This window comes from Candidatus Poriferisocius sp. (assembly GCF_965219775.1).
Classification (GTDB): domain Bacteria; phylum Actinomycetota; class Acidimicrobiia; order Acidimicrobiales; family Bin134; genus Poriferisocius.
On sequence record NZ_OZ244793.1, the window covers coordinates 537,168 to 552,977 of the forward strand.

General features: G+C 68.5%; 13 protein-coding genes. 8 read left to right on the forward strand and 5 right to left on the reverse strand.

What is annotated here, in order from left to right:
- Position 1 precedes the first annotated feature (1 nt).
- The 4 genes from ACOQPQ_RS02400 (at position 2) to ACOQPQ_RS02415 (ending at position 3,610) form a co-directional block, all read left to right on the forward strand.
- Positions 2–877, forward strand: coding sequence for an alpha/beta hydrolase (locus tag ACOQPQ_RS02400; RefSeq protein WP_420637848.1), 876 nt, complete (start codon positions 2–4; stop codon positions 875–877).
- A gap of 2 nt (positions 878–879) precedes the next feature.
- A complete protein-coding gene (locus ACOQPQ_RS02405) occupies positions 880–1,641 on the forward strand; it encodes an alpha/beta fold hydrolase (protein WP_420640345.1) in 762 nt (253 codons plus the stop codon).
- 66 nt (positions 1,642–1,707) lie between these two features.
- A complete protein-coding gene (locus ACOQPQ_RS02410) occupies positions 1,708–2,379 on the forward strand; it encodes a TetR/AcrR family transcriptional regulator (RefSeq protein WP_420637849.1) in 672 nt (223 codons plus the stop codon).
- Between the two features lie 13 nt (positions 2,380–2,392).
- Entirely contained in the window at positions 2,393–3,610 is a 1,218-nt protein-coding gene (locus ACOQPQ_RS02415; RefSeq protein WP_420637850.1) for an MFS transporter, read from the forward strand.
- Between the two features lie 22 nt (positions 3,611–3,632).
- On the opposite strand, the gene ACOQPQ_RS02420 is transcribed toward ACOQPQ_RS02415, so the two are convergent.
- A complete protein-coding gene (locus tag ACOQPQ_RS02420; RefSeq protein WP_420637851.1) occupies positions 3,633–4,964 on the reverse strand; it encodes an amidohydrolase family protein in 1,332 nt (443 codons plus the stop codon).
- Positions 4,965–5,066: 102 nt separating this feature from the next.
- On the opposite strand from ACOQPQ_RS02420, the gene ACOQPQ_RS02425 reads away from it, so the two are divergent.
- The 4 genes from ACOQPQ_RS02425 to add are packed head-to-tail and all read left to right on the forward strand — an operon-like array spanning position 5,067 to position 10,974.
- Positions 5,067–6,836, forward strand: a complete 1,770-nt coding sequence (locus ACOQPQ_RS02425) for an adenine deaminase (RefSeq protein WP_420637852.1) — start codon at positions 5,067–5,069, stop codon at positions 6,834–6,836.
- 40 nt (positions 6,837–6,876) lie between these two features.
- Complete coding sequence (locus ACOQPQ_RS02430) at positions 6,877–8,706, forward strand: adenine deaminase (RefSeq protein ID WP_420637853.1); 1,830 nt, start codon at positions 6,877–6,879, stop codon at positions 8,704–8,706.
- A gap of 31 nt (positions 8,707–8,737) precedes the next feature.
- Positions 8,738–9,976 carry an acyl-CoA dehydrogenase family protein gene (locus ACOQPQ_RS02435; protein WP_420637854.1) on the forward strand — a complete coding sequence of 413 codons (1,239 nt, stop codon included), beginning with the start codon at positions 8,738–8,740 and terminating at the stop codon, positions 9,974–9,976.
- Positions 9,973–10,974, forward strand: coding sequence for an adenosine deaminase (add, locus tag ACOQPQ_RS02440; protein WP_420637855.1), 1,002 nt, complete (start codon positions 9,973–9,975; stop codon positions 10,972–10,974). Before ACOQPQ_RS02435 ends, add begins: the two co-directional genes overlap by 4 nt.
- On the opposite strand, the gene ACOQPQ_RS02445 is transcribed toward add, so the two are convergent.
- The 4 genes from ACOQPQ_RS02445 to ACOQPQ_RS02460 are packed head-to-tail and all read right to left on the reverse strand — an operon-like array spanning position 10,956 to position 15,740.
- Positions 10,956–11,891, reverse strand: a complete 936-nt coding sequence (locus ACOQPQ_RS02445; RefSeq protein WP_420637856.1) for an ABC transporter permease — start codon at positions 11,889–11,891, stop codon at positions 10,956–10,958. The two genes, add and ACOQPQ_RS02445, sit on opposite strands and share 19 nt — an antisense overlap.
- On the reverse strand, positions 11,888–13,012 hold the full coding sequence (locus ACOQPQ_RS02450; RefSeq protein ID WP_420637857.1) for an ABC transporter permease: 1,125 nt from the start codon (positions 13,010–13,012) through the stop codon (positions 11,888–11,890). The genes ACOQPQ_RS02445 and ACOQPQ_RS02450 overlap by 4 nt, the downstream gene beginning before the upstream one ends.
- Positions 13,005–14,555: an ABC transporter ATP-binding protein gene (locus ACOQPQ_RS02455; protein ID WP_420637858.1), complete on the reverse strand. Its 1,551-nt coding sequence runs from the start codon at positions 14,553–14,555 to the stop codon at positions 13,005–13,007. The genes ACOQPQ_RS02450 and ACOQPQ_RS02455 overlap by 8 nt, the downstream gene beginning before the upstream one ends.
- 15 nt (positions 14,556–14,570) lie before the next feature.
- Positions 14,571–15,740, reverse strand: coding sequence for a BMP family lipoprotein (locus ACOQPQ_RS02460; RefSeq protein ID WP_420637859.1), 1,170 nt, complete (start codon positions 15,738–15,740; stop codon positions 14,571–14,573).
- Between the last annotated feature and the right edge of the window lie 70 nt (positions 15,741–15,810).

The following is a 15,810-nucleotide window of genomic DNA, read 5'->3' on the forward strand; positions in this document are numbered from 1 at the left end:
CGTGGAAGAGGCGGTTCGCTTCCGCTCCGGGAAACTTGAACTCGCGGGCGTCCTGCATCTGCCCGAGGGGTCCGGTGATGATGTCGTGCCCTGCTTCGCCGTTCTTCACGGCTTCGGCTCCAACAAGGATGCGACCAACGTCCGCGGGCCGGTACAGATGCTGAACGAATGGGGCTACGGCGCGTTCCGCTTCGACATGCGGGGCTGCGGCGAGAGCGACGGTGAGTTCGGCCGGGTCATCTGTCTGGAACAGGTGGACGACACGCGGGCTGCGGTCGACTATCTCCGGTCACGGCCGGAGATCGACAAGGAACGGATCGCCTTGATCGGTTCGAGTTTCGGCGCGGCGGTCGCCATCTATGCCGGAGCCGTCGACGACCGGGTTGCCGCGGTGATCTCCTCGGGCGGATGGGGTCACGGAGAACGCAAGTTCCGCCACCAGCATCCCGGTGCCGAGCAGTGGCTCAGATTCACTCAGATGCTCGAAGAGGGTCGGCGGCATCGCGACCGAACCGGCGAGTCACTCATGGTGGATCGGTACGACATCGTCCCGATGCCGCAGCACCTGCGGACGCACCTCAGCCCCAACTCGGTGGTGCAATTCCCGGCCGAAGTCGCCCAGAGCATGTACAACTTCTGCTCAGAAGACGTGGTCGGGCAGATTGCCCCCCGCCCGCTCTTGCTCTTGCATTCCTCGGACGACTCGATCACCCCCACCGAGCAGTCTGTCTCCCTGTTCCAGAGGGCCGGTATGCCGACGGACCTGCACCTGTTTGCCGAGACCGACCATTTCATGTTTTCGGAGGACAACGTCCGGGTCCGGGAAATCGTCAAGAGCTGGCTGGACCGATTTCTACCTGTTCGGAGAGATTCCTGATGATGCTTCACTCCACCAGCCTTGGCTCCGGCTTCGACGATTCCTTCGTTCTGCTGCATTCCCTCGGCCTGGACGGCCGCGTCTGGCAATTCGTGGGGCCGCAGCTCGCCCACAGGGCCCGGGTCGTGACCATCGACTTGCGGGGTCACGGCGCCTCCCCGAGGTCGGTTGACTTCAGCATCGAGGAGATGGCCGACGACGTGGCCGAGACGTTGACGCGCCTGGACATCGACAAGGCCATCGTGGTGGGCCTGTCCATGGGCGGATGTGTGGCCCAGGCGGTTGCCGTTCGTCATCCCGGGTTTGTGTCCGGCCTCGTGCTCGCTGACACCACCGCGTGGTACGGACCCGATGCACCCCAGGCCTGGGCCGGACGGGCGGAGCGGGCCCGAGCGAATGGCCTGCGATCACTCGCAGAGTTCCAGTTGGAACGCTGGTTCGGCGAAGAATTCCGCGTGCAGCATCCGGATCTGTGCGGCGAACTCCTGGAGTGCTTCGCGGCCAATGACATCGACTCCTACGCATCGGCGTGCCACGCCATGGGAGCCTTCGACGGGCGATCGGAGATCGGCTCCGTTGCCGTTCCGACCGAGGTTGTGGTCGGTGAGCACGATCCGGCAACGCCACCCGAACACGCCCGCGACCTTGCCGCCAGGATTTCGGGGGCAGGCTTGACGGTGATCCCCGAGGCCAAGCATCTCACCGCTCTCGAATGCCCCGACGCGCTGGTCGAAGCGGCGGAACGCGTCCGGAATCGGCTCTGAGCCACCCTGGCGCCGTTGCAGGATGACTCGTTCTGGTGACAAGGGTGGCTGAGTAAAATCGTGGCCGTGGCGGCATCGGGAGGCATACAGCAGGACAAAGCCGGACAGCGGTCCGCCAAGAGGCGCAAGCGACGCGATCGCGGCGACATCCGAAGCCTCCTCATCGAGACAGCCTGCATCGAATTCGGCCAACACGGCTTCGAGGGCGCCTCGACGCGGGCCATCGCCGCCCGGGTCGACGCCCATCAGCCCCAGATCAACTACCACTTCTCGTGCAAGGAGGATCTCTGGCGGGCTTCGGTCAATCACCTGTTCTCACTCCTCGACAGTGCGATGGCGGGCGTGGAGGACATCGAGGACCTCGGAGAGCGTTTCGCAGAGACCATCCGACGGCAGGTTCGGTTCGCCGCGGAGCATCCTGAACTCAACCGGATCATCGTCCAAGAGGCCAGCTCGCCGAGTGCCCGCATGGAGTGGGTCACCGAGACCCACGTGCGGCCGCGTTTCGAGGAGCGTCGCAAGAACTGGCAACAACTCCGACGAGACAACATCGCGGCACCCGTCGATGAACTGGTGGTTCACCATGTGCTGATCGGTGCGGCCACGCTGCCGTACGTGAACGCCCCCGAGGCAGAGCTGCTCATCGGCTCGTCGCCGACCGACCCCGCCCACATCGAGGCCCATGCCGAGAGCCTCGTCGCGTGCTTCCTGCCGGGACTGTCCTCCACCGAGACGTGATCCGCTCGCCCCGATGAGCGCGTCGTCGATGCCTCCGACGTCGATCTGGAGAGTCATGGCATCGGGCAACGTCGTCCGCTACCTGATCGGCAACAGCATCTCCAACACTGGCACGTGGGTGTACAACCTGGCCGCAAGCATCCTTGTCTTCCGCCTCACCGGGTCCGCGTTGCTGGTCGGAGCGGTCTCATCGGCCCAGTTCGCCGGCACGATTCTGTTGGCCCCGTGGGCGGGGTCCGCGGCGGACCGGTTCGACCGGCGCCGGCTCTTGACCTCACTCCAGACCGGAGGCGCTTTGGTCTCCGGGGCGCTGGCGGTGATGAATGCCACCGGGAACGCCACCGCGGGGGTCGTCATCGCCAGCAGCGCGCTTCTCGGATTCGCTCTGGCATTCACCACCCCCGCGCTTCATGCGTTGATTCCCCTGCTCGTTCCCGAGCGCGACACCGACCTCGCGGTGGCGTTGAACTCGCTTACCTTCAATTTGGCCCGAGCCTTGGGGCCTCTGATCGGCGCCGCCGTCATTGCCTCGCTCGGGCTCTCGGCGGCTTTTGCCTTCAATGGGGTGTCCTTCCTGGTCTTCGTGGTCGCCGTGTCGACGCTGCGGCCGCGGTCCCAGCAGGCGGCCCCGCCCACAAGCCGGATGTTCCGCGACAGTCTCGACTATGTGTGGCACTCCAAGGAGGCCCGTTACGTGCTCTTGACCGTTTCGTCCCTGTCGATATCGATGGATCCCGTGAGCACTCTGGCCCCGTCGTTTGCTGTTGACGTCTTCGGGCGGGGCGACGAGTTTGCCGGGATCCTCATCGGCGCCTTCGGCATCGGTGCCACGGCAACGGCTCTGACGGCCATGAGCAGGCTGCGGCGGTTCTCACGCTCGCTGGAGGTCTCCATGATCAGCCTTGGAGTAGGCATGGTGGCCTATGCGATGGCGCCCCATGAGGCCGTTGCCCTGATCGCCTTGGCCGTGGCCGGAGGGGGCTACCTGGTTTCGGTGAGCCAGGCGACGGCGCGACTGCACGCCATCGTGCCACCCGAACGACTCGGCCGCGCCATGGCCCTGTGGGGAGTCGCCTTCCTCGGTTCCCGACCAGTGGCCGCGTTGGCCGACGGGGCGATTGCCGACGCCTGGCAGGTCAGACCCACTACGGCACTGTTCGCGCTGCCCGCTTTCGCCATGGCCGCAGCATGGCTGTGGCCCGGAAGCCCAACCCGGCCACCGGTGAGGTAGAAGGACATGGCCTGAGGCCGGGCTAGTCGTTCTTGCCGAGGGTGGTGGCGGGGCTGGGGGTGGTGCCTTGGAGTTGGCGTCGGCGGTCGAAGAGTTCTTCGGCGGCGGCCTGGGCGCGCTCGGCCACCTGGGTGACGTCCACGGAGGTCACTTGGCCGTCGGCCACCAACCGCCGCCCTTGCACCCAGACGTTGGCCACGTCGTGGGACGAGGCGGTGAACACCAGGTGGGCGGCGATGTTGAAGTCGTCGCCGTGCATGACCGGCACGAAGTGCAGGCCGCCCAGGTCCACGGTGACGATGTCGGCGTCCTTGCCCGCCTCCAGCGAACCGGTCACCTCGTCCAGTCCGAGGGCCCGGGCCCCCGACAGGGTGGCCATGTCGAGGATGTCCCAGGGGTCGCCGGTGGTGGGATCGAGGGTGCTGACCTTCTGCAGGAGCGAGGCGAACTTCATCTCCTCGAGCATGTCGAGGTTGTTGTTCTCCTTCTCCCCGTCGGTGCCCAGCGCCACCGTCATGCCCTGTTGGCGGTAGAAGCCGATTCGGGCCGGGCCCGAGGACAGCTTCATGTTGGAACAAGGGCAGTGGGTGACGCTGGTGCCGGTCTGCACCATCAACTGGACCTCGCGGTCGTCCAGCCACACGCCGTGGGCCACCACGCAGTGGGGCCCCAGGATGCCCCGGTTGTAGAACTCCTCGATGGGGCGGCGACCGAACTGGCGCAGGCACTCCTGCACCTCCCAGATCGACTCCGAGGAGTGGGTGTGGATGCCGGTGTCGAACTCCTCGGCCAGATCGGCCGCCGCCCGGAACATCTCGGGGGAGCAGTAGAAGATGTGCTCGAGCCCCACCCACGTGCGTACCCGGCCGTCGGCGGCCACCCGGTGGGTCTCCAGCAGCTTCCGGTTGGTCTCCAGAGACTCGAAGTAGTCGTAGAGATCGGCGGTGTAGGGGGCCAGCGTGGCCCGGATGCCGATGGCCTCGGCCGCCCGGGCCGACCCCTCCATGTGCCGCCACATGTCCAGCACCGAGGTGGTGCCCCCCCGCAGCGCCTCGGTGTAGGCCATCCACGAAGCCGCCTCGGCGATCTCCGGGGTGAGCGCCCGGTGGGCCGGGTCGATGTGGTTCTCCAGCCATTCCCACAACGCCAGCGACTCGGCCGTTCCCCGCAGCAGCCCGGAGTGCAGGTGGCAGTTGTGGAAGCCGGGAACCACCGCGTGCCCGGTGACATCGATCACCTCGACACCGGCGGCAGCCTCGTGTCGATCCACGTCGGCCACCCGACCGACCAATTCGATCCGCCCGTCGATCACCAGTACCGAACCCGGATCGAAGACCACCTTCGATCCCTCCATGGGGAGCACCGTTCCCCCGCGCAACAAGAAGCTGGTCACCCTGCCTGCCTTTCGGAGCCGTACCTTCCGGCCACGGTAGCGGCCAGCGGCTAGCGTCATTCCATGGAGAGCCACCTCGGTGAGGACATCCGGGCCCGGGCCGTGGGGGCCGCGCTCGGCAACGAGCCCTTTGATCTAGTGCTGGCGGGCGGGACCGTGATCGACGTGGGCACCGGCGAGTTGCGCCCGGCCGATGTGGGGATCGTCGGGCCGATGGTGGCCAGCGTCCACCCGACGGGGGCGCGCACCGACAGCGCCGACTGGTTCGACTGCGCCGGCCGCTGGATCAGCCCCGGCTTCATCGACATGCACGTGCACTTCGAGAGTTCCATGCTGACCCCCGGCCAGTACGCGGCGGCGGTCTGCCCTCGAGGCACCACCACGGTGTTCATCGACCCCCACGAGCTGGCCAACATTGCGGGCGTGGAAGGGGTCCGCTACGCGGTGGAGGCCAGCCGGGGGCTGCCGGTCCGGTTTGTGGTGCAGGCCCCGTCGTGTGTGCCCCCGCTGCCGGGGTTGGAGCTGTCGGGCCACGACCTGCACGCCGCCGACATCGCCGAGATGCTCTCCTGGGACGAGGTCGGCGGCTTGGCCGAGGTCATGGACATGGGCGGGGTGTTGAGCCGGGACGCCCGGATGGTGGACATCGTGGCCGCCGGCCACCAGAGCGGCAAGCTGGTGAGCGGCCACGCCGCCGGCCTGACCGGCCCCGCCCTGCAGGCCTATCTCAGCGCGGGCATCTTCTCGGATCACGAGGTGTTCGCCCACGTGGATGCCATGGAGAAGCTCCGGGCCGGTATGACGGTGGAGTTGCGGGGCGCGTTCGACTTCGTCCTACCGCTGCTCGTGGAAGAACTGGGCCGGCTCCCCGAGTTCCCCACCCACCTCATCGCCGCCACCGACGACCTCTTCGCCGCCACCCTGCTGGAAGAGGGCGGCATCGACGACCTGCTGCGCCGGCTCATCCGCTACGGGCTGGCGCCGGCCCGAGCGCTGCGGATCGCCACCTACAACGCCGCCTATCGACTGCAGCGCACCGACCTTGGGGTGGTGGCCGCCGGGCGACGGGCCGACATCGTGGTGCTGTCGTCACTGGAGGCGGTGGCGGTGGACGACGTGTTCGTCGACGGTCGCCGGGTGGCCCACGGCGGCGCCATGCTGGAGCCGGTCACCGAGGCGCCCGCCAAAACCCCCTTGAACACCATCCAGGTGCCCCCGTTGACCGCCGACGACTTCGTGTACCGGCTGCCCGGCGTGCCCGACGGACGCCACCGGCTGAAGGTGGTCGAAGGGGTGGTGATGACGGAATGGGGCGAGACCGAGGTGGACGTGGTCGACGGCGCCGTCGTCATCCCTGACGGCTACCTGCTCAACGTGGTCGTGCATCGCCACGGGCGGATTCCGGCCACCCCGGTGGCCGGTCTGCTCGGCGGATGGGGCCACTGGACCGGCGCGGTGGCCACCACGCTCAGCCATGACACCCACAACCTCTGCGTGTTCGGCCGAGACCCCGCCGACATGGCCGTGGCCGCCAACGCGGTGATTGCCACCGGTGGGGGAGTGGCGGTGGTCGGCGAAGGCGAGATCCTCGCCCTGCTCGAACTCCCGGTGGCCGGGATCCTGTCGCCGTTGCCCGCCGCCGAGGTGGCCCGGCTCCAAGCCGAGGTGGGTGCCGCCGCCCAGGCCATCGGACTGCCGCCAGGGCCGCTCACCCAACCGCTGTTCTCGGTCATGTTGATGAGCCTGGCCTGCCTGACGGGGCCCCATGTGACCGACATCGGCGTGGTCGACGGCACCCTGGGCGAACTGGTGGACGACCTCGTGTTGTCGTGAGGCGTCCGTTTCGGGGCCCTCGTTTCCTCCTGGCCCTTCCATGACGTTCATCGGCGCCGACCTGGCTCCCAGTCCCGAACAGATCATGGGGCTGCAGGCGGTCGCCCGGGGCGACCGGCCCGCCGACCTGGCCATTCGGGGCGGGACGGTGCTGGCGCTCCACAACCGGGAGCTGATCGAGCGCGACGTGCTCATCGTCGGCCCCCACATTGCCGCGGTGACGCCGCCGGGCCGACTGGAGGCGGCCGCCGAGATCGACGCCACCGGCCGGTACGTGGCCCCCACGTTCATCGACGTCCATCTCCACATCGAGTACACCCTGCTGACGCCGGGGGAACTGGCCCGGCTGGTGGTGCCCCGGGGCACCACCACGGTGTTGGCCGATCCCAACTGCCTGGCCAACGTGGTCGGCACCAGGGGCGCCGACGCCATGGCTTCCACGGCTACGCCGTTGCGCATTTTCCAGCAGATCTCCCACAAGATTCCCCGGGTGCCCGAGCTGGAGTTGGGCGGGGCGACCATGCCCGAGGCCGACGTCCTCGAGCGCCTTGCTGCGCCCAACGTGGCCACCCTGGGGGAGAGCAACCCCTTCGATCTGGACCTCTCGGCCGCCCGCAAGGCCCACACCGCCCTCGCCGCCGGTCGCCGTCTCACCGGTCACACCGCTCGGATCGCCGATGAGCCCCTGTGGGCCTACCTGGCTGGCGGGGTGAGCGACGACCACAACGCCTTCAACACCGCCGAGGTGATCGACCGGCTCCGCCTGGGGGTGATGATCACGGTGATGGCGGGGTCGATGAACGACAACGTGCCCCTGGTGTTCGAGGATCCCGACGCGGTGGCCGGCGGGTTCGACCACATCAGCTTTTGCGCCGACGACCGCCACGTAGAGGACCTTCACGACCACGGCCACATAGACCACCACGTGCGCCGCGCCATCGCCGCCGGGGTTCCGACCATCGAGGCCTACCGCATGGCCTCGCTCAACGCGGCCTCGTACTACCGCCTCGACCACCTGCTGGGTTCGGTCACCCCCAGCCGACTGGCCGACGTGATGATCATCGACGACCTCACCGGAGTACGGCCGGAGCTGGTGATCGTGGGGGGCCAAGTCGTCGGTCGAGAGGGCCGGGCCACTTTCACCAATCCCGACACCATGCCGGACTGGGTGCGCAACACCGTGCACTTGCCGGCGGACTTCGGGCCCGAGGCGTTCCGGGTGGGCGCCGCGCCGGCCCCCGACGAGGTGGCCGTGGTGCGGGCCATGGAGATGTACGACGGTTACTTCAAGCGCGCCTTCGAGGCCGAACTCCCGGTGGTGGACGGCAACGTGGTTCCCGATCCGGCCAACGACGTGGCCAAGATCACGGTGGTGGACCGCCACCACGGCACCGACACCCGGGCAACGGGGTTCGTGCGGGGATTCGGCCTGCACCGGGGCGCGTTGGGCATCACCAGCAACTGCGAGAATCAGAACCTGGTGGTGGTGGGCACCAGCGACGACGACCTCGCTCACGCGGCCCGCACCCTGCGGGACATCGGGGGCGGTTACGTCTGCGTGGCCGACGGGGAGGTGCTGGCCACCGTTCCGCTGCCGTTGGGCGGCATCATGAGCGACCGGCCCTGGGAGCAGGTGTACGAGGAGTCGGTGGCCGCCAACCAGGCGGCGGCCTCGCTGGGATGCCGGATACCGTCGCCCTACATGATCCTGGCCTTCGTCGGATTGGCCGGCGTTCCCGACTACGGCTTGACCGAGAAGGGCCTCATCGACACCTTCACGCAGTCGTTCCTCCCCGTGCTGGTGTGCTGCCGCTGCCCCCAGCACATCCACGCTGGCACCGATGGCCGACCCGGCGACGTGGCACCATGATGAGGATGAACCCGCAACCGGGGAGGAAGCAATGACACTGGCACCGCTGCTGGGATCGGCGATCGCACCCCCGGCGCTACCGGAGGGCGAAGAACGGGCGCTGGCCGTACTGGACGAGGTGATCGCCGAGGTGGTGGCACCGTTGGCGCCCGAGCACGACGAAGGGGGCCGGTACCCCACCCGGGCCATCGCGGCGCTCAAGGCCAGTGGCTTCCTGGGGCTGGCCGTTCCCGCCGAGTTCGGGGGCGTGGGCGCATCGCACACCGCCAGTCTGAGCGCCCAGGTTCGCCTGGCCGTGGCCGATTCCTCGGTGGCCCAGGTCTACAAGGTCCACGACGAGCTGGTGCGGGAGATCTTCAGCTACTGCTCCGACGACCTGAAGCCCCGGTTGGCCTCCCTGGTGTTGGAGGAAAGCGCCGTGTTGGGGCTGGCCGTGGCCGAAGCCGGGAAGACGGTGGCCGACCCGTTCACCACGGTGGCGCGGGAGCAAGACGACGGCGGTCACGTGATCAGCGGCCAGAAGATCTACACCACCGGCTCCGCCGAGGCCGACTACGTGGCGGTGTGGGGCATCAATCCCGAGCGGTTCACGCCGGAGAACCCGTTCCTGGCCCTGCAGTTGAACCTGGTGGCCGAGGGCACGCCGGGCATGACGATCCATCGGGACTGGGACGCGCTGGGCCAGCGGGCCACCGACTCGGGCTCGATCAGCTTCGAGAACGTGCGCGTGGGCCCCGAATGGAACGCCAGCATTCCCGGCCGGGCGCCCCTGCCCCATTCCGGGGTTCGCTTCGAGGCCGGCTTTGCCGCGGTGAACGTGGGCATCGGCATCGGGGCGCTCGCCGCCGCCATCCCCTTCGTCAACGAACACAGCCGACCATGGCCCTCGGCCGAGGTGGACAACGCGGCCGAAGACCCCATGGTGCAGCGGACGACCGGGGAGCTGGTGGCCGATCTGGCCGCCGCCCATGAGCTGACCATGCGCTGCGGTGGGCTCCTCGACTCGTTCGAACGCGGTGAGATCAGCCGCACCGATCTGGCCATTCCCGTCTACGCCGCCCGGTCGGCCGCGGATCGGGCCGGACTGGCCGCCGCCCAGGGCATCTACGGGCTCATGGGCACTCGGTCGGCCCGCAGGCCCTTGGGATTCGACCAGTGGTGGAGAAATGTCCGCACGCTGACGCTGCACGATCCGGTGGAATGGAAGCACGTGGAGATCGGCCGCCACGTCCTCACCGGATGGGACCCGCCGCCCGGCATCTACACATGACCCCCCCCAGCGGGGAGCAGATCCGCGCCCTGCCCAAAGTGGAGCTGCATGTCCACCTGGAGGGCACGTTCCGCCCCGAACGGGTGGCGGAGCTGGCCACCCTCGTCGGCGAGGCCCCGCCCCGACCGGTGGACCAGCTCTTCGACGTGGACAATCTGGCCGACTTCCTGGACACCCTCGACTGGGTGTGCGGGCTGGTGCGCGACGAACCGACGGCCGAGCAGGTGGCCCACGACTTCGCCGCCTACGCCCACGACCAGGGCATCCTCTACGCCGAGGTCATCGTCAACCCCACCCACTGGTCGGGGCTGTCGACCGAGGAGCTGTTCTCGGCCTGCGCCCAGGGGTTCGACCGGGCTGAGGCCGACGGGCTGGGCGACTTCCGGCTGCTGCCCTCCGTCCTTCGCCAACAGACCGAACAGGAGGCCCGGCAGTTGGTGGCGTGGATCGAGGGTGCCGCCCTGGACCGGATTGTGGGTCTGTCCATTGACGGCAACGAGGCGGCCGCCGGGCGAACCGGGCCCCGATTCGCGTCGGCCTATGCCGAGGCGGGCCGGATCGGGCTGGGGCGCACCGCCCACGCCGGGGAGTCGTCGGGGGCCGAGGGCGTGCGAGACGCCATCGAGCTGTTGGGGGTCAGTCGCATCGATCACGGGGTCCGCTGCGGCGAGGATCCGACGGCTCTGGCCCTGGTGCTGGAGCACGACATCACCCTCAATGTGTGCCTCACCTCGAACTGCACCCTGTTGTACCCGAACTTGGACAGCCACCCCATTCGGGACCTGGCCGACGCCGGGGTGCGTTTCACGATCAACACCGACGATCCCGAGACCCTCGGCATCACCCTCTGCGGCGAGCTGCAGTTGGCCGCCGACCATCTGGGTTGGGATCTCGGTGACCTGATCGCCGCCCAGCACCGGGCCATCGACGCCGCGTTCTGCTCCGAGGTTGACAAGGACGCGCTGCGGCGGCGGCTTGATCAGACCGTGGGCACGTAGTTCTCGCCCAGCCCCCGGGGCATGCGGGCCCAACGGGCGCTGACGCTGAGGATCACCAGGGCCACGAAGAAGGGAATGGCGTTGAGGCCCTCGACGGGCATGTCCACGAAGACGTTGTTCAGGTTGAACCCCAGTGCCTCGAAGAACCCGAAGACGAAGGCCCCCACCGCGGCGCCCCAAATGCTCCAACTGGCCATGATGATCACGATCAGGGCGATGAACCCGCGGTTGGCGGTGATGTAGGGCTGGAAGCGACCGACGCTGCCCAGCATCAGGGCGGCACCGCCCAAGCCGCCCAGGAACCCGGAGATCAGCGTGGCCTGGGTGCGGACCCGGAGGACATCCACCCCCTTGGCGGCGGCCGCGTCGGGATCCTCGCCCACCGCCTTCACCTCGAGTCCGAAGATCGTCCGAGAGGCCACGAACCCGGCCACCAGCACCAGGGCGACGGCCAGCCAGGTGTACCAACTGTGGCCGAACAGGGCGTCGCCGAGCCATGGGATGTCGGACAGCCCCGGTATGTGGACTTCGGAGGGCAAAGAGACCTGCCGGTCCCGGCCCCCCACGTCGGTGGTGACCCGGAAGATGTAGCCGGTGATGCCGATTCCCAGAATGGTCAGCCCGAAGCCGACCACCACCTGGTTGGCCAGCAGGCGAACGGACAACAGGACCATGATGGCGGCCAAGCCCATCCCGGCCAGCCCGCCCACCAGGAAGCCGAGGGGGGCAACGGTGGGGTCGGCCACGTACAGCGAAGTGAGGGCGCCGATGATCATGTAGCCCTCGAGACCCAAGTTCAACACGCCCGCCCGCTGGGCGAACGTCTCGCCGATGGCGGCATAAATGAGCGGGGTGGCCAAGCGCAGCCCACCGGCGGTGGTGGCGCTCCAGAACGTGGCCTCCAGGAGTTGGCTCATGGGTGCCGGCTCCGCCCTTTGCCGATGAGGGTGAAGTTGGCGGCCACCTTGCGGGTGAGGCGGACGATCTGGGGGGCGTAGCGGATGGAGAACCCCAACAGCAGCAGGGCCTGGATGATGTCGGACAGGGAGGCGGGAATGCCCTCGGAGGACTGCATGGCCAGCCCGCCCGACTGCAGGGCCCCGAACAACAGGGCCGCCACCAACACCCCACCGGGGGTGGCTCCTCCGAGGAAGGCCACGACGAGGCCGAAGAACCCGATGTCGGAGGCGATTTCCACATAGACCCGTTGCAGGAGCCCGGCGGCCTGGATCCACCCCACCAGACCGGCGGTGGCGCCCGAGATGAGGAGGGAGTTGATGATGACCCGGTTGCCGGAGATGCCCAGGCTCTGAGCCAAGGCCGGATTCTCACCGTACAGGTCGTAGGCGAACCCCCGGTCCGAGTGCACCCACCAGGCGAAGGCCAGCCCGATGACCACGGCGACCAGGACCCCGTAGTGGAAGCGGGTGCCGTCGAGCACCAGCCCGAGTACGCCGTTGTCGGGGTACGGGTCCGACTGGGGGGTGATGGCGGTGGGGGGCTTGAGGGGATTGTTCAGCAGGTATTCGATGAGCAGGGCGGCGAACTCGGTGAACAGCAGGGTGGAGAGGATCTCGTTCACGTGGAATCGGGCTCGCAACAGCGCGGGGATCAGTACCCAGGCCATGCCGAAGAGGGCACCTCCGATGGCCGCCGCGGGAATGGCGGTGGCCGAGGGGGCGCCGTCGAAGAACTGGGCGGTCAACAGGGCGCCTATGGCCCCGGCGATCACCTGCCCTTGGGCACCGATGGTGATCAGCCCGGAGCGCAGGGCCACCGCGGTGCCGTACCCCACGATGGCCAAAGGGGCCGCTCGGGACAGAGTCTCACCCAGGGCGAATCGCGACCCGAAAGCTCCGTCGATCATGGCGGTGTAGGCGGTCAGCGGGTTCTCTCCCGATACGAGCATGATCAGACCACCGAGCACGACGGCGATCAGGACCGCCAGCGCGCTGGTGGACAACGCCGTGGTGAGCTTGGGACCGGCGTCATCGGGGGGAGCCTGGGGGAGTTCCTCCCCGGTCACTGCCTCAGACACGGGTCGGCTCCGGGGTCTCGGTGAGTCCGGACATGGCCGCGCCCAAGCGCTCGGAGGTCATCTGTCCGGTGGGGAAGGCATCGGTGACCCGACCCCGGTACAACACGATGACCCGGTGGGCCAGATCGGCCACCTCGTCCAGGTCGGCGGAGATCACGACCACCGCACCACCGGCCTGGGCGGCGGCGAAGCAGCGGTCGCGCATGGCCTTGGCCGCTTCGGGATCGAGCCCCTTGGTCGGTCCGTGGGCCACCAGCACCGTGGGATTCTTCTCCAACTCGCGGGCGGCCATGAGCTTCTGCTGATTGCCCCCCGACAGCGAACCGGCCCTGGCGGAGGGATCGGCGGGCCGCACCTGGAAGCGCTCGGCCAATTGGCGGGCGTGGTGGGCGATCCGGTCGGGCAGCCTCAGGCCCAATCGGGTGAACTGCCGGTTCCCGATGTGACGGGCGGAGGCGTTGTCGGCCACCGAGAAGGCGGCGGCCAGCCCCGTCGCCCGGTCCTCATGGAGGTGCGAGACCCCGGCGGCCACTGCCCGCCGGGCCGATCCGGAGATGTCGGAACCGTCCACCAGCACCTGGCCGGTGGTCGGCTTGACCTGGCCGGTGAGGGCCCGGGCCAGGGACTCCTGACCGTTGCCGGCAATGCCGACCACGCCGAGGATCTCTCCGCCGGCCACCGCGAAATCCAAGCCGTGGCACCCCACGTCCTGACCGGAGGTGGCCGAGAGGCCGACAACGCTCAATCGGATGGGCCCCCGCTCGATGTCGGGCCGGTTGACCTCCAGCAGGGACACGTCGCCGATCATCAAGGTGGCCACCTCGCGGAGGTCGGCGTCGCGCACGTCGGCGCCCTCCACCACCACCCGGCCGGCCCGCAGCACGGTCAGCCGGTCGGCCAATTCGGCCAGCTCGGGCAGCCGGTGGGAGATGTAGATGATCGGGGTGCCCTCGCTCCGCAGGCGGTGGCACAGGTCGATGAGCGCAGTGGTCTCCCGCGGTCCCAACGCCGAGCTGGGCTCGTCCAGGATCAGCAGCCGCGCCCCCCAGGCGACGGCGATGAGAATCTCGGCCTGCTGGCGCACCGCCAGGGGCAGATCGTCGACGAGGGTCTCCGCGGGCACCTCGAGGCCGAACTCGTCGGCCCACCGTTCCACCTCGGTCCGGGCCGCAGCGGCACGGAAAATCGCCGGGGCCTGCGGCCGCCCCAGTTGCAGATTCTGGGCCACGGTGAGCCCTCGCACCAGCGACAGTTGCTGTCGCACGTGGGCGACCCCGCAGGCCGCGCCCTCTCGGCGCGACGGCGGCTCGTACGGTTCGCCGAACAAGGTCATCGAACCGGCATCCCACCGGATCGCCCCGGCCACGATCTTGGCCAGGGTGGACTTGCCGGCCCCGTTCTCGCCCACCAGGGCGTGGATCTCGCCGGACTCCAGGGTGAAATCCACCGCGTGCAGGGCCTGGACCGAACCGAACCGCCGGGACACGCCCCGGACGACCAGGGGGGTGTGGTCGGCGGGGGTTGGGCTGGATTCCGGGTTCAACGAGTGCTTGTTCGTCTAGCCGGGGAACGGGATGGAGAACTCGCCGGCCTCGATGGAAGCAACCAGCTCGTCGAGCGCGGCCTGCAACTCGTCCAGGCTCACGGCGGTCTCTACGGTGGCCTCAGTGTTGACCGGCAGCACCTCCACCTGGGCGTTGAAGATCCCACCCGGATAGAAGATGTAGCCCTCTTCGCCCACCGCGTGGACCCCGCCGTCGGCGGTGCCGAACGTGCCGTTGCGGACCTGGTCGAAGTAGGACAGGTACAGATCCTTCATGCGAATGACGGTGGCCGCCAGGTAGACGTCGGGCGCGGTCTGCTCCTGGGAGCCGAAGCCAACCGAGATGGGCACCCCGGCGGCCGACGCGGTTTGGGCGGCGCCGATGCAGATGCCGTCACCGGAGCAGTAGATGAAGTCGGCACCCTGGTCGATGAGCTGCTGGGTGACCTCGGCGGCCGCTTGGACGTCGACGAAGGAACCGGCGAAGCCCTCCAGGAAGTTCAAGTCGGGATTCTCCGACAGCGCCGCATCCCGGAAGGACTGGTGCATGGTCTTGACGAAGTCGAACTCGGGGCCTCCCACAATGCCGATGGTGTCGCCGACAACGGCCCGGGCGGCCAGGACACCGTTGGGGTAGGCCATGTCCTGGACGTTGTAGAGCCAGTCCACGACGTTGGCGGAGGTCACCGAGCCCGGCACCAGCACGCCGCCGGTCATCGAGAAGGCCACGTCGGGGAACTCGGCATAGAGCTGCTGGATGGGGTCGACGTACTCGATGCCGTGTCCGAGGATGAGGTCGAAGCCCTGGCTGGCGAAGTCACGGAGCGCGGGCAACGAGTCGGTGGGGTCGATGATCTCCTCCAGCACCTGCGTCTCCACGTTGCCGTCCTCGGCCACGGCGTCACGCAGCCCTTCGTAGGCAGCCTGGCTGAAGGAGTTGTCGTTGCGGACACCGGGCAACAGCAGGGCCACCCGGAGGGCATCCCCGTCGTCCTCGGGTTCTTCCTCGGGCTCGGGTTCCGGTTCGGGGTCGGGCGCCGGGGCGGTGTCTTCGGGTTCGCTCGGTGCGGGGTCGTCGGCCGGCGCAGTGTCGGTGTCGTCGTCGTTGCCGCAACCGGCGGCCAGGAGGCCGACCACCATGAGCAAAGCGAAGAGCTTGAACAGGATCGAAGAACGCCGATTCACGGAAATATCCTTCCTTGCCGACGCGGCCCACATGCCGCGCGCCTATCGGCAATCGACACTAGCCCCTGGT